9 protein-coding genes and 1 pseudogene are annotated in these 12445 nt (G+C 67.9%); 2 read left to right on the forward strand and 8 right to left on the reverse strand.

Going from position 1 to position 12445, the window contains the following annotated elements:
• Positions 1-24 precede the first annotated feature (24 nt).
• Together OKW30_RS13225 and OKW30_RS13230 are read left to right on the forward strand one after the other, a co-directional pair.
• Positions 25-771 carry an SDR family oxidoreductase gene (locus OKW30_RS13225; protein ID WP_184021746.1) on the forward strand — a complete coding sequence of 249 codons (747 nt, stop codon included), beginning with the start codon at positions 25-27 and terminating at the stop codon, positions 769-771.
• A gap of 282 nt (positions 772-1053) precedes the next feature.
• Entirely contained in the window at positions 1054-3105 is a 2052-nt protein-coding gene (locus OKW30_RS13230) for an ArnT family glycosyltransferase (protein WP_429346879.1), read from the forward strand.
• 54 nt (positions 3106-3159) lie between these two features.
• Here OKW30_RS13230 and OKW30_RS13235 read toward each other — a convergent pair whose 3' ends face one another.
• The 8 genes and pseudogenes from OKW30_RS13235 to kdpC all read right to left on the reverse strand — a co-directional run bounded on the left by OKW30_RS13235 (position 3160) and on the right by kdpC (position 12424).
• Positions 3160-3804: a DUF924 family protein gene (locus tag OKW30_RS13235; RefSeq protein WP_429346880.1), complete on the reverse strand. Its 645-nt coding sequence runs from the start codon at positions 3802-3804 to the stop codon at positions 3160-3162.
• On the reverse strand, positions 3797-4210 hold the full coding sequence (locus OKW30_RS13240) for a group II truncated hemoglobin (protein WP_429346881.1): 414 nt from the start codon (positions 4208-4210) through the stop codon (positions 3797-3799). Before OKW30_RS13240 ends, OKW30_RS13235 begins: the two co-directional genes overlap by 8 nt.
• A 37-nt stretch (positions 4211-4247) precedes the next feature.
• Positions 4248-6737 carry an ABC transporter permease gene (locus tag OKW30_RS13245; protein WP_429347751.1) on the reverse strand — a complete coding sequence of 830 codons (2490 nt, stop codon included), beginning with the start codon at positions 6735-6737 and terminating at the stop codon, positions 4248-4250.
• Positions 6738-6838: 101 nt separating this feature from the next.
• Positions 6839-7450 carry a DUF4126 domain-containing protein gene (locus tag OKW30_RS13250; RefSeq protein ID WP_090805650.1) on the reverse strand — a complete coding sequence of 204 codons (612 nt, stop codon included), beginning with the start codon at positions 7448-7450 and terminating at the stop codon, positions 6839-6841.
• A 232-nt stretch (positions 7451-7682) separates the two neighbouring features.
• On the reverse strand, positions 7683-8003 hold the full coding sequence (gene sugE, locus OKW30_RS13255; RefSeq protein WP_184045877.1) for a quaternary ammonium compound efflux SMR transporter SugE: 321 nt from the start codon (positions 8001-8003) through the stop codon (positions 7683-7685).
• Between the two features lie 102 nt (positions 8004-8105).
• A pseudogene (gene kdpE / locus OKW30_RS13260) lies at positions 8106-8806 on the reverse strand (two-component system response regulator KdpE).
• Positions 8799-11693, reverse strand: a complete 2895-nt coding sequence (locus OKW30_RS13265) for a DUF4118 domain-containing protein (protein ID WP_429346882.1) — start codon at positions 11691-11693, stop codon at positions 8799-8801. The pseudogene kdpE and the gene OKW30_RS13265 overlap by 8 nt, the downstream one beginning before the upstream one ends.
• Positions 11694-11845: 152 nt before the next feature.
• A complete protein-coding gene (gene kdpC / locus OKW30_RS13270; RefSeq protein ID WP_184021726.1) occupies positions 11846-12424 on the reverse strand; it encodes a potassium-transporting ATPase subunit KdpC in 579 nt (192 codons plus the stop codon).
• Positions 12425-12445: the final 21 nt, after the last annotated feature.

Below are 12445 nucleotides of genomic sequence, written 5' to 3' on the forward strand. Positions count from 1 at the left end.
CACCACCCCAACGACGAGATTGCGATGACGAAAGCTGTTCTGATCACCGGCGGCAGCCGCGGCATTGGCCGTGCCACCGCGCGTCTGCTTGGCGCGCGCGGGTGGTGCGTCGGCGTGAACTACGTGCGTGACCTCGCCGCCGCGCAGCAGACGGTCGCAGAGGTCGAACACGCGGGCGGCCGCGCGGTGCCGATCGCCGGCGATGTCGCGAACGAAGCCGACGTGACCGGCATGTTCGATACGCTGCAGCAATCCTTCGGCCGCATCGATGCGCTCGTCAACAACGCGGGCATCGTCGCGCCGTCGAGCCAGCTCGCCGATATGGACTTCGCGCGTCTGAAACGCGTGTTCGACGTCAACGTGCTCGGCGCCTATCTGTGCGCACGGGAAGCGGCACGGCGCATGTCGACCCAGCGCGGCGGCGCGGGCGGCGCGATCGTCAATGTTTCGTCGGCGGCGGCGCGGCTCGGTTCGCCGAACGAATACGTCGACTATGCGGGGTCGAAAGGCGCAATCGACACGATGACGCTCGGCCTCGCGAAAGAACTCGGCCCGCAGGGCGTGCGCGTGAACGCGGTGCGTCCGGGCCTGATCGACACCGAGATCCATGCGAGCGGCGGCAAGCCCGAGCGCGCCGCGCAACTGGGCGCGACCACGCCGCTCGGCCGCCCCGGCCGCGCCGACGAAGTCGCCGAGGCCATCGTGTGGCTGCTCAGCGACGCGTCGTCGTACGTGACGGGCGCGCTGTTCGACGTCGCCGGCGGCCGCTGAGCGAACGCCGCACGCAACGCGGCGCAAGCCTTAAACACTTGGCGCGGTCCACTACGGCCGCGCCTTTCCAGCCCGCTCCCCCTCTCCTCTTTCCCCACGAACCCTGGTCGATTTCTCATGAAACCGGCACAGTCGCGCATCGAATGCGCGCGCGTTCGTTCGTGTGTAATCTTCAGTAATAATGCGGCGCTACAATTGACCAGATCGTATGCATCTGCAGGCGACGTAAGCAAAGCATAAGTACGAGGCCAACGCCGCCGCGTACGCTGACCAGAGACTTCCATGCAACACAAGCAGTCCACGCGCTGGCGCACGCACAGTGCCAACGCGACGGCCCCGACCTCGGCCGCTCCAGCAGGTGGCGCGCACGAGGCTTCGCTTTCCGCCAGCACCGCGCACCCGTTTGCCGGCGCGCAGAGCCAGCCGGCGGCCGGGGACCCCGCGGCTTCGGCCGCAGCGGTATACAGCGCCGACACCGCCCATCCATCGGGCTCCGCCGTTTCTGCCGACCGCGCAACGCGCGGCCTGCAGCGTTGGCGCGCGCTCGCGGCGATCCGCCCGCTGCTGTGGCTGGTCGCGCTGGCGATCCTGTGCGCATGGCTCGCCCCCGGCATTCTCGGCCACGACCCGTGGAAGCAGGACGAAACCTACACATTCGGCATCGTCCAGCACATGCTCGATACGGGCGACCTCGTCGTGCCGACCAATGCCGGCCAGCCCTTCGTCGAAAAGCCGCCGATCTACGATTGGGTCGCCACGGGCCTCGCGTGGATGTTCGGCCGCTATCTGCCGCTGCACGATGCGGCACGGCTCGCGAGTGCGCTGTTCGCGGGCCTGACGGTGTATTACACCGCGCGGGTCGCGCGTCGCGCGGTCGCTGCGTCGAGCTGGTTCGACCTGCGCGTGATCGGCACGCTCGCGCTGTTCGGCGGCACGCTCGTCGTCGTCAAGCACGTGCACGACATGATGACCGACGTCGCGCTGATGGCCGGCGCCGCGCTCGGCTTTTGCGGACTGTTCGAACTCGTACTCGTGCATCTGCGTGACGACCCGCGCGCCGCGTCGTATTTACCGACGCACTCGCAAGCCGCCCGGTACACCAAACCGCTCGATGCCCGCGGGCGGCGTCACGCGATCATCAGCGGCGCGGCGATGTTCGGCGCGGGCGTCGGCGTGTCGCTGCTCGCCAAGGGGCTGTTCGTACCGCTCGTGTTCGGCGCCACCACCTGCGCGGCGCTGCTGCTCTATCCCGCATGCCGCAGCCGCGGCTTCGCCGGCGCGCTCGGCCTCGCCGCGCTCGTCTCCGCGCCGTTCGCGCTGATCTGGCCGATCTGCTTCTACCTGCGCTCAGAGGCTCTCTTCAAGGTGTGGCTGTGGGATAACAACGTCGGGCGTTTCTTCGGTTTTTCGGTCGCCGAGCTCGGCTCCGAAAACGAGAGCCACCTGTTCGTACTGCGCACCGTGCTGAGCGTCGGCTTTCCGGTCGTACCGCTCGCGCTGGCCGCGCTCGCCGGTGGCGCATGGCGGCGCTGGCGCGATCCGCGCGTCGCGTTGCCGGTGCTGTTCGCGGGTATCGGTTTCGCGGTGCTGCAAAGCTCGGCGACGGTTCGCGAGCTATACATCCTGCCGTTCATCGCGCCGCTCGCGCTGGTCGCGATGCAGGGCGTCGAACGTTTGCCGGCGCGCCTGCATACCGGCTGGGATATGACTAGCCGAGTGCTGTTCGGCAGCGCGGCCGCGCTCGTGTGGCTCGTCTGGTCGATCATGACGACCCCCGCGAGCACGCATGCGTCGCTGCATCTGCTCGGCCGCTGGCTGCCGCTCGACTGGGTGCTGCCGATTTCGCCCGCGCTGATCGTCGGCGCGCTGCTGCTGACGATCGGCTGGCTGTGGCTGCTGCCGTCGTTCAAGTACGCGGGCAAATGGCGCGGCGCGCTCAGCTGGTGCGCGGGCGCGATGCTCGTCTGGGGGCTCGTCAGCACGCTGTTGTTGCCGTGGCTCGACTACGCGAAAAGCTACCGCTCGGTGTTCCGGGACCTCGGCGCGAAGATGGATATCGAATGGAACGACGGCGACTGCATGGCAAGCGCCGGACTCGGCGAATCCGAAGCGCCGATGCTCTTCTACTACACGGGCATCGTGCATCAGCCGAGCGAAGATCCGCGCACGACCGCCTGCACCTGGCTGATCGAGGAAAGCCGCCGCGACAACGCGCGGCCGCCGGCCGGCGAATGGCGGCTGTTCTGGTCCGGTGCGCGACCGGGCGATTCGGATGAGCTGTTGCGCGTCTTCGTGCGCACGCCGATGGCGGGCAAGCTGCACGGCGACGAATAGAGCCGCGCAACGCGTCGCGCCGGCCGAGTGTCTCGCGCGCGCGTCCGCGTCGAGTCAGAACGACGAACCGGGCTCGCGCAGGAACGCGATCTCCTCGTCGCTCGATTCACGTCCGAGCAACCCGTTGCGATGTGGAAAGCGGCCAAATCGTTCAATCGCTTTCGCGTGGCGCAGCGCGTACTGATAGTAGCCGTCACCGCCCGGCTCCGCCGCAAGCTGTTTGAACAGACGCAGCGACTCCTGCTGGCTCGCGAGCGTTTCATCGTGCTCGAACGGCAGATACGCGAACGCGCGATGCTGCACGTCCGGCAACAGCCGATCGGCGCCGCTCGCGATGATCCGTTGCGCGGTTTGCAGCGCCTTGCCGTCGGTCGCGAAGGCGCGCGGCGTATTGCGATGGCAGTTGCGGGAAAACTGGTCCAGCACGATGACGAGCGCCAACGCACCCAACGGCGTGCTCTTCCATGCGTCGAGCTCACCCGCGTTCGCCGCATCGATCAGGTTACCGAAACGTTCGCGCAGCATCGTATCGACGGCGTCATCGCGCTTGAACCAGAACTTGCGCTCCGTGCCGCGCTGCGGCGTGCCCGGCGCACCGAACCAGCAGTCGAGAACCTCGCGCGCCCGCGGCGCGAGCGCCGCATAGTCGGCTTCGACCGAGTACGGTGCCGAGGTGGCGTGGTGCGGCGTGTCAGCCATTGCGGTTGCGCATCCAGTCGGCGGTTTCGAAGAACGAGCCGAGCAGGCGCTCGCGCAGCGGTTCCGGCAAGCCGACATCCTCCATCGCCCATGCCATGCACCTCAACCACTGGTCACGCTCGCTCGACGCGATCGCGAACGGCAGATGCCGCGCGCGCAGACGGGGATGGCCAAAGCGGCCGATGTAATGATCGGGACCGCCGAGCCAGCCGCACAAAAACCAGAATAGCTTGTCGCGCGACCCCTCGAGCGACCCCGGATGCAGCGCGCGAATCCCGGCGAAATCCGCCTCGAGATCCATCAGGTCGTAAAACCGGTCGACCAGGTCGCGCACGCGCGTCTCGCCGCCCACCAGTTCGAAGGCCGTCGGCTTGTCCGAGGACACTTCGTCGTTCAAATCGCTCATACCCTGCTCGACAGCAAAAAGACATCACCAGGAAAACTCACGCGTCGCGCAGCGACTGCAGCGCCGGCCGCGCCAACACATGCCGCAAACTCAGCCACCCGCCGACACCGGCACACGCGATGCCGGCCGCAATGCCCACCGGCAGCAGCCACGGATCGAAGTCCAGATAAAACTCGAATACGTGCGTGGCCAGCATCGAGCCGACGATCTGCGCGCCGAGCGCCGCCATCAGGCCGGCAAGCGCGCCGACCGCGACGAATTCGGCCACCTGCACCGCCCGCACCTGACGATGCGATGCGCCCAGCGCACGCAGCAGCGCGGATTCTCGCATACGCTCGTCGCGCGTGCCGGCGAGCGCCGCGTACAGCACCAGCACGCCGGCCGCGAGCGTGAAGGCGAACAGGAATTGCACCGCGCCGATCACCTGCTGCAACACGCGCTGCACCTGCGCGAGGATCGGGCCGGTATCGATCGCGGTCAGATTGGGATACGCGGCGATCAGGCCATCGATCGTCGACTGTTTGTCCACCGGCAGATGGAAGCTCGTGATGAACGTCGCCGGAAAATCCTGCAACGAAACCGGCGGCATCAGCACGAAGAAGTTGACCTTGAAAGAACCCCAGTCGAGCTTGCGCACGCTCGTCACCGGCGCCTCGACAGTCAGCCCCGTCACGTCGAAGCGCAGCACGTCGCCGGGCTTCACGTTGATCAGCTTCGCGAGACCCTGCTCGATCGAGATCTGCGGCTTCGTCGTCTCGCCGAACCAGGTTCCCGCGGCGATCCGGTTGTCGTCGGGCAGTTGCGTCGTGTAGGACAGGTTGAACTCGCGGTCGACCAGTCGCCGCGCATCCTCGCCCTTGAACGAATCCGGATCGACCGCCTTACCGTTGATCGCGACGAGCCGCCCGCGCACCATTGGCGACAGCGCCGCGCCGGCGATGCCGTGCGCGTCCAGATACTGCGTGACCGCGTCGCGCTGATCGGGCTGGATGTCGATGATGAACTCGTTGGGCGCATCGGGCGGGGTCGATTTGCGCCAGCCCTGCACGAGGTCGTTGCGCGTCATCGCGATCAGCAGCAGGCACATCAGGCCGATGCCGAGCGCGGTGATCTGCAGCGCGCTGGTACTGCTGCGCCGCTCGAGCGACGCCAGCGCATAGCGCCAGCCGATGCCCGCATTGACGCGCTCGCTGCGCACCACGCGCGCCGCGCCCCACAACGCGAGCCGCGCGATGCCGGCGAACACCAGCAGCCCGCCCGCGAATCCGCCCGCAACGATGCCCCCGAGCTTCAATTCCCCCGCGGCGAGTATCAGCAGCCCCGCGAACAGCACGATGCCGAACGCATAGGCGGCCCACGCAGTGCGTCCCTCCTCGCCCCATTCACGCCGCAGCACGCGCACCGGCGGCACGCGCGTGAGCGGCAACAGCGGCGGCAGCGCGAAGCCGAGCAGCAGCACGAGGCCGGCCGCGATGCCTTCGAGCGCGGGCCACAGCGTCGGCTGCGGCAGCACCACGTCGATCAGGCCGCCGAGCCACGTCAGCAGCGCGAGATGCCCGAGATAACCGAGCGCCACGCCGAGCACGCCGCCGAGTACGCCCAGCCCGACGAATTCGAGCGTGAACAGCGCACGCAGCGCGGCCTGGCTCACGCCGAGACAGCGCATCGCCGCGCAGCCGTCGAGATGCCGGCGCATATAGCGGTGCGCAGCCATCGCGATCGCGACGGCCGCGAGCAGCGCGGTCAACAGCGACACGAGCGTCAGAAAATGGCCCGCGCGATCGAGCGTCTGACGCACCTGCGGCTGGCCGTCCTGCAGCGACTCGAGCGCGACGCCGCGCAGCTTGCCGCCGTCGACGTGCTCATGCGCAAACTGCGCGAAGCGCGCGACCGCGTCGTCTGAACCGGCGACCAGCAGCCGGTACGTGACGCGGCTGCCATAGGTGATCAGGCCCGTCGACGGTACGTCAGCGGCATTCAGCATCAGGCGCGGCGAAAAGTTGACGAACGAAAAGCCGCGATCGAGCTCGCGCGTGATCAGCGCGCCGACCGTGAAGCTGCGATTGCCGAGCTTCACCGCATCGCCGATCTTCAGCTTCAGCGCGTCGAGCAGCTGCTGGTCGACCCACACGGTGCCCGGTGCCGGAATCGACGTCGCCGGATGATCGGCCGCACCCGGCGCCGCCGCGATGCGCAGCGCGCCGCGCAACGGATAGCCGGGCGACACCGCCTTGACGGCGGCGAGCCGCGACGCCGGCTGCGCGCCGGTCGAATTGATCATGCTGGGAAAGATCGCCGTGGTGGCGGTGCGCAGGCCCAGGGCGTGCGCCTCGGCGGCGAATTGCGGATCGACCGGATGATCGGCGCGCACGATGAAGTCGGCGGCGATCATGCGCCGCGCATCGCGCTCGAGCCCCTGATGCAGCCGATCGCCCAGAAACCCGACGCTCGACAACGCCGCGACCGCCAGCACGAGCGCGAGCAGCAACATCGTCAGTTCGCCCGCGCGCCAGTCGCGCGCCGTCATCCGCATGGCCTGGCGCAACAGATCGATGCCGCCAAGCCGCCGCGCCGGTCTCGTGTCTGCGCGCGTTCTTGAACCCGCCTTGGATCCTGGTAGTGCTTCGCTCAATCGTGCCTGCTCCTCGCAAATCGCGACACCATGTGCGTGGCCATGCCGCGAAAACCGCCCTGCACGCCACGCCACAATCGCGGCAATGCCCACGCCGCGAGCAGTAGGAAGCCTACCATCAAGACCAGAAACACGAGCGGCACGAACAGCGCAAGCAGTACGCCGCCGACCACGAGGCCGTCTTCGGCGGTCGACGTGACGACGTTCGACACCGGCTCCGGCGACAGGTTGATCAGCGCGCGCGTGCCCGCCTTCGCGAGATGCGCGGTGCCGGCGAGCGTGCCGCCCGCGAGCGCGGCAACGCTCAGCAGCGTCGGATCGGCGTGGCCGAGCGCGCCGGCGGCCAGCACGGCGCCGGCCGGAATACGGATGAAGGTGTGGATCGCATCCCACAGCGAATCGAACGCGGGGATCTTGTCGGCGAGGAATTCGGCCAGCGTCAGCACGGCCGCCGCACCGATCACCCATGGCGATGACAGCGCGGACAATGTGTTCGGCAAGTGAATCAGGCCAAGACGTTCGAACACGCCGGCCAGGAGGACCGTCAGATAGAGGCGCAGACCGCTGCCCCATGAAAGGCCCGCTGCAAGTGAAAGTGATTCAAGCATGGCCGCCTCCACGCGTTCAGTGCGTGCCAGGCGCCGCGGCGGGAACGAGCGGGCGTTCCGCGCCGAAGCCATCAGGCTCGCCAAGCTGGCCGCGCCAGCCAGGCCGCGGGCAATCTCAAGGTCGTTTCTGTCTCATTATAGCTACGATAATTCGCAGAACGTAGAGCGGCGAAGCCTTCGCTGTGGCTTGCAGGCAATGGCGGCCGCGCCCCGAGCGGAGGTGGCCGCCCGGTCAGTGCCCCGACGACAGCTTCAGGCCGACGAGGCCGATCACGATCAGCGACGCACTGGCGACGCGCGCGACCGTCAACGCCTCGCCCATCATCACGACGCCGAAGATGAACGCGCCGACCGCGCCGATCCCTGTCCAAACAGCATAGGCTGTGCCGAGCGGCAACTGGCGCATCGCGAGCGCGAGCAGCACGAAGCTGCCGAGCGCGGTCACGACCGTGAAGAGGGACGGCCACAAGCGGGTGAAACCTTCGGAAGTTTTGAGACCGGCCGCCCACGCGACTTCGAGCAGACCGGCAATCAGGAGAAGAAACCAGGACATCGACACAGCTCCATGAAAAATGGGGCCGTCCCCGATGATTGATGCAGGCGCAAGGTCGTCCTTACGTCGGGAGATTATAACGAAGCGGCATCGCGGACGAACTCACACCGCGCCCACCAGCCGGTACCCGACGCCCCCGTCTCCGTGACGATATGCTCCGGCTGCGCCGGATCGCGCTCGAGCTTGCCGCGCAGATGCGCCATGTAGATGCGCAGATAGTGGTGACTCTCGACGTGCGACGGCCCCCACACGTCGCGCAGCAACTGCCGGTGCGTGAGCACGCGGCCCGCATGGCGCACGAGCGTCGCGAGCAGCCGGTATTCGATCGGCGTCAGATGGACCGCGGCGCCGTCGCGCGTAACCTGGCGCAGCGCGAGGTCGACGGTGACCGCACCGAAGCGCACCTGCGGCGATTCGTTCGCGCCGCCGTGATTGCGCCGCCGCAGATGCGCGCGGATCCGCGCAAGCAACTCGGACACGCCGAACGGCTTGGTCAGGTAATCGTCGGCGCCGGCGTCGAGCGCGGCGACCTTTTCGCTTTCCTGGGTACGCGCCGACAGCACGATCACTGGCAGCTCGCTCCAGCCGCGCAGCTCGCGGATCACGTCGAGGCCGTCGGTGTCGGGCAGGCCCAGATCGACGATCACGAGATCGGGCTTGCGCGTCGCCGCTTCGACGAGCCCCTGCTTGCCGGTCTCGGCGTCGTACACGGCAATGCCCTCGCCTTCGAGCGCCGTGCGCACGAAGCGGCGAATCTGCTTCTCGTCTTCGATCAGAACGACGGTGATGCTCAGGTCACTCATGGGCGGGGCGGGTGAGCGGGTTGAGGTCGGCGGCGGTGTCGGTGTCGGTGGCTGCGCCTTCGTCTTCGAGCGTATCAAACGTCTCGGGTGCGTCGGGCGGCGTCTTGACCGGCAGCGTGAACCAGAAGCGCGCGCCCTCGACGTGGCCATCCGCGGCCAGCCGGTTGAGCGCGCCGATTGTACCGCCGTGCGCCTCGACGATCGCGCGGCAGATCGCGAGCCCAAGGCCGATGCCTGGTTTCGCCGACTCCTTCTCGCCGCGCGTGAACTTCTCGAACACGCGCGCTTCCATGCCGGCGGGCAGGCCGGGGCCGTTGTCGTCGATCGTGATGCGCACGAACGGCGTGCCGTCCGCGTCGATCTGCTGCGCGCCGATCGCGAGCGGCGTGCCGGACGCCGTGTATTTGGCCGCGTTCTCGAACAGGTTCGAGAACAAGCGCTCCATCAACACCGCGTCGAGATGCAGCAGCGGCAGATCGGCAGGCAGCGTAACCCGCACCGGATGATCCGCGAGCACACGCTTGCACGCGCGCAGCGCGGCGCCGACGGTCTCCTCGAGCAGCGTCCATTGCTGGTTCAGTTGCAGGCTGCCGGCCTGCAAGCGCGCCATGTCGAGCAGATTCGTGACGATGCCGGTCATGCGCAGCGCTTCTTCGTGGATCGCGTCGACGAGTTCGTCGTCACGCCGCGCGGCGGATTGCGCGTCGGTCCGCAAAGAAGCATTCACCTCGCCTTCTGTCCGCCCCTGTCCCGCCTGCCGCCCCTGCGCGAGCATCGACGAAAACCCGACGATCGTCGTCAGCGGCGTGCGCAGATCGTGCGAAATCGCCGACAGCAACGAATTGCGCAGCCGCTCCGACTCCATGTTGACGAGCGCATCGCGCGCGATATCGACGTAGTGCACCCGTTCGAGCGCGAGCGCGATCTGCGCGGCGAACGCATCGAGCATGCGGCGCTGTTCGGGCACGGTCAGCTCGCGCTCGTCACGCACGACCACCGCGAGCACGCCGCGCGTGCGCATCGGCGCCTTCAGCGGCAGATACAGCGCCGCGGCAGCCGGCAGCGTATCGGTGCCGTGGCCGGCCGGCTTCTGCTGATCGTAGACCCATTGGCCGACGTCGAGATCGAGCGCGTCGCCTTCGAGCGTGATCGCCGCGTCGGGGTCCTCGATCTTCTGTTTGATCTGGTCGGCGCTGTCGGGCAGCAGGATCGCGACACGCGCGCCGAACACCTCGCTCACGTGTCGGGTGCCGATGCCGACGATCTGCTCGGTCGCGAGCGCCGCGGCGAGCTCGCGCGCCATCTCGTACATCGCGCCGGTGCGCTGCTCGCGGCGTCGCGCGACGCTCGCCTCGTGGCGCAGGCTCGAAGTCAGATGGCTGATCACGAGCGAGGTCAGCAGCATGCCGAAGAACGTCAGCAGGTACTGCGTGTCGGAGACCGACAGCGACATGCGCGGCGGTACGAAGAAGAAATCGAACGCGGCGACGCTCGCGAACGACAGCACGACACCGGGCCCGCGCCCGAGCTTCACCGCGGTGAAGATCACACCGAGCAGATACAACATCACGAGGTTGGTCAGATCGATGCGGTCGATCAACTGGCTCGACAGCAACGTGATCGCCGCGCCGATCGCGAGCGCGAACGCGTACGCGCGCGGCGGCGAGCGACGCTCGCGGGCCGCGCTCAACGCCTCGCGCCACGCGTTCGCGGTCGTGTTCAACAGCCGCCGTTGCTCGCCGCCGTCGCGCTCCGACGACAGGCGAATCAGCGTGAGATCGAGATCGCCGCTCTTCTCGGCGATGCGCTCGCCCAGCGGCCGGCGCAGCCAGCGGCTCGCGCCCGTGCGCGACGATGCGCCCGCCACCAGCTTCGATACGTTGCGCGCCTGCGCGTAACCGATCAACGCGTCGAGCGCATCGGTGGCGGCGAGCGTCGCGGTTTCGGCGCCGAGTTCGGCGGCGAGCTTCAGCGCGTTCAACGTGCGTTCGCGGCGCGCGTCGGGCAGGCGCTGCAACGCGGGCGTTTCGACATAGACCGCGAGCCAGTCGGCCTTCAGGCTCGCGGCGAGGCGCGCCGCCGAGCGCACCAGCGCCGGCGCTTCCGGACCGGGACCGACACACACCAGCAGCCGCTCGCGCGCCTGCCAGATACGCTGGATCGACCGATCGGCGCGGTACTCGCGCATCTGCGCGTCGACCCGATCGGCGGTGCGGCGCAGCGCGAGTTCGCGCAGCGCGATCAGGTTGCCCTTGCGAAAGAAGTTGCGCACCGCGCGCTCGGCCTGCTGCGCCATGTAGACCTTGCCGTCGCGCATGCGGTCGAGCAGTTCCTCGGCCGGCAGATCGACGAGCGTGACTTCGTCGGCATGATCGAACACGCGATCGGGCACGGTCTCCCACACCCGGATGCCGGTGATCTGGCCGACCACGTCGTTCAGGCTCTCCAGGTGCTGCACGTTGACGGTCGTATAAACGTCGATGCCCGCGTCGAGCAGTTCGTAGACGTCCTGCCAGCGCTTCAGATGACGCGCGCCCTGCACGTTCGAATGCGCGAGTTCGTCGACGAGGATCAGTTGCGGCTTGCGCGCGAGCGCGGCGTCGAGATCGAACTCGCCGAGCTTGCGGCCGCGATACTCGATCTGCGCGAGCGGCAGCACGTCGAGCCCCGCGAGCAACGCGGCGGTTTCGCTGCGTCCATGCGTTTCGGCGATGCCGACCAGCACGTCGACCCCTTCTTGCTGGCGGCGGCTCGCGGCCTGCAGCATCGCATAGGTCTTGCCGACGCCGGCCGACGCGCCGAAGAAAACCTTCAGCCGGCCGCGCTGGCGTTTTTCTTCGTCGCGCTGCAGCTTGTCGAGCAGTTCGTCAGGATCGGGGCGGTTCATGCTCAGTGGTTGTCATAGTCGTGCGAGCGGCGGTGTCTGCATGGTGGCACGGCCCGCGCCGGCCCGCAAATGGCGGCGCGGCGCCACGCGAAACGCCGCTGTTTCATCGATGAACCGCAATTGCGGCTGGTGCGTCGTCGCTGCGTTCAGTGTCAGCCGCGCTTCATTTCATCGAGCGCGAGATTGAGCTTCAGCACATTCACGCGCGGCTCGCCGAGCACGCCGAACTGGCGCCCCGTCGTGTAGCGCTCGACGAGCGCCTGCACGTCGTTCGGCGCGAGGTGACGGGCCTGCGCGACCCGCTCGAGCTGATACGCGGCCGCGGCCGGACTGATCTCCGGATCGAGCCCGCTGCCCGACGACGTGACCAGATCGACCGGCACCGGCTTCGACATGTCGGTGCCCGCCGCCTTCAGCGCGGCGAGACGGCCCTTGATCTCGTCGAGCAGCGCCGGGTTGGTCGGTCCGAGGTTCGAGCCCCCCGAGCTTTGCGGGTTGTACGGCATCGGGCTCGTTGCCGACAGCCGGCCCCAGAAGTACTGGGGCGCGTCGAACTGCTGGCCGATCAGCTGTGAGCCGACCACCTTGCCGTTCTGCTCGATGAGGCTGCCGTTGGCCTGTTCGTGGAACGCCGCCTGGCCGAACGCGGTCATCACGGCGGGATAGGCGAGTCCTGTGATCGCGGTCAGCACCGCGAAGATCACGATCAGCGGACGGAACAGATTTTTCATGATGGGTCTCTTTCCCTTTTC

This window comes from Paraburkholderia sp. Clong3, from assembly GCF_050436485.1.
Lineage (GTDB): Bacteria > Pseudomonadota > Gammaproteobacteria > Burkholderiales > Burkholderiaceae > Paraburkholderia > Paraburkholderia tuberum.

What these genes read in the sequence shown, in the direction of transcription:
- OKW30_RS13225 (WP_184021746.1), top strand. Translation starts at nt 25, where the DNA reads ATGACGAAAGCTGTTCTGATCACCGGCGGCAGCCGCGGCATTGGCCGT.
- OKW30_RS13230 (WP_429346879.1), top strand. Translation starts at nt 1,054, where the DNA reads ATGCAACACAAGCAGTCCACGCGCTGGCGCACGCACAGTGCCAACGCG.
- OKW30_RS13235 (WP_429346880.1), bottom strand. Translation starts at nt 3,804, where the DNA reads ATGGCTGACACGCCGCACCACGCCACCTCGGCACCGTACTCGGTCGAA.
- OKW30_RS13240 (WP_429346881.1), bottom strand. Translation starts at nt 4,210, where the DNA reads ATGAGCGATTTGAACGACGAAGTGTCCTCGGACAAGCCGACGGCCTTC.
- OKW30_RS13245 (WP_429347751.1), bottom strand. Translation starts at nt 6,737, where the DNA reads ATGACGGCGCGCGACTGGCGCGCGGGCGAACTGACGATGTTGCTGCTC.
- OKW30_RS13250 (WP_090805650.1), bottom strand. Translation starts at nt 7,450, where the DNA reads ATGCTTGAATCACTTTCACTTGCAGCGGGCCTTTCATGGGGCAGCGGT.
- sugE (WP_184045877.1), bottom strand. Translation starts at nt 8,003, where the DNA reads ATGTCCTGGTTTCTTCTCCTGATTGCCGGTCTGCTCGAAGTCGCGTGG.
- OKW30_RS13265 (WP_429346882.1), bottom strand. Translation starts at nt 11,693, where the DNA reads ATGAACCGCCCCGATCCTGACGAACTGCTCGACAAGCTGCAGCGCGAC.
- kdpC (WP_184021726.1), bottom strand. Translation starts at nt 12,424, where the DNA reads ATGAAAAATCTGTTCCGTCCGCTGATCGTGATCTTCGCGGTGCTGACC.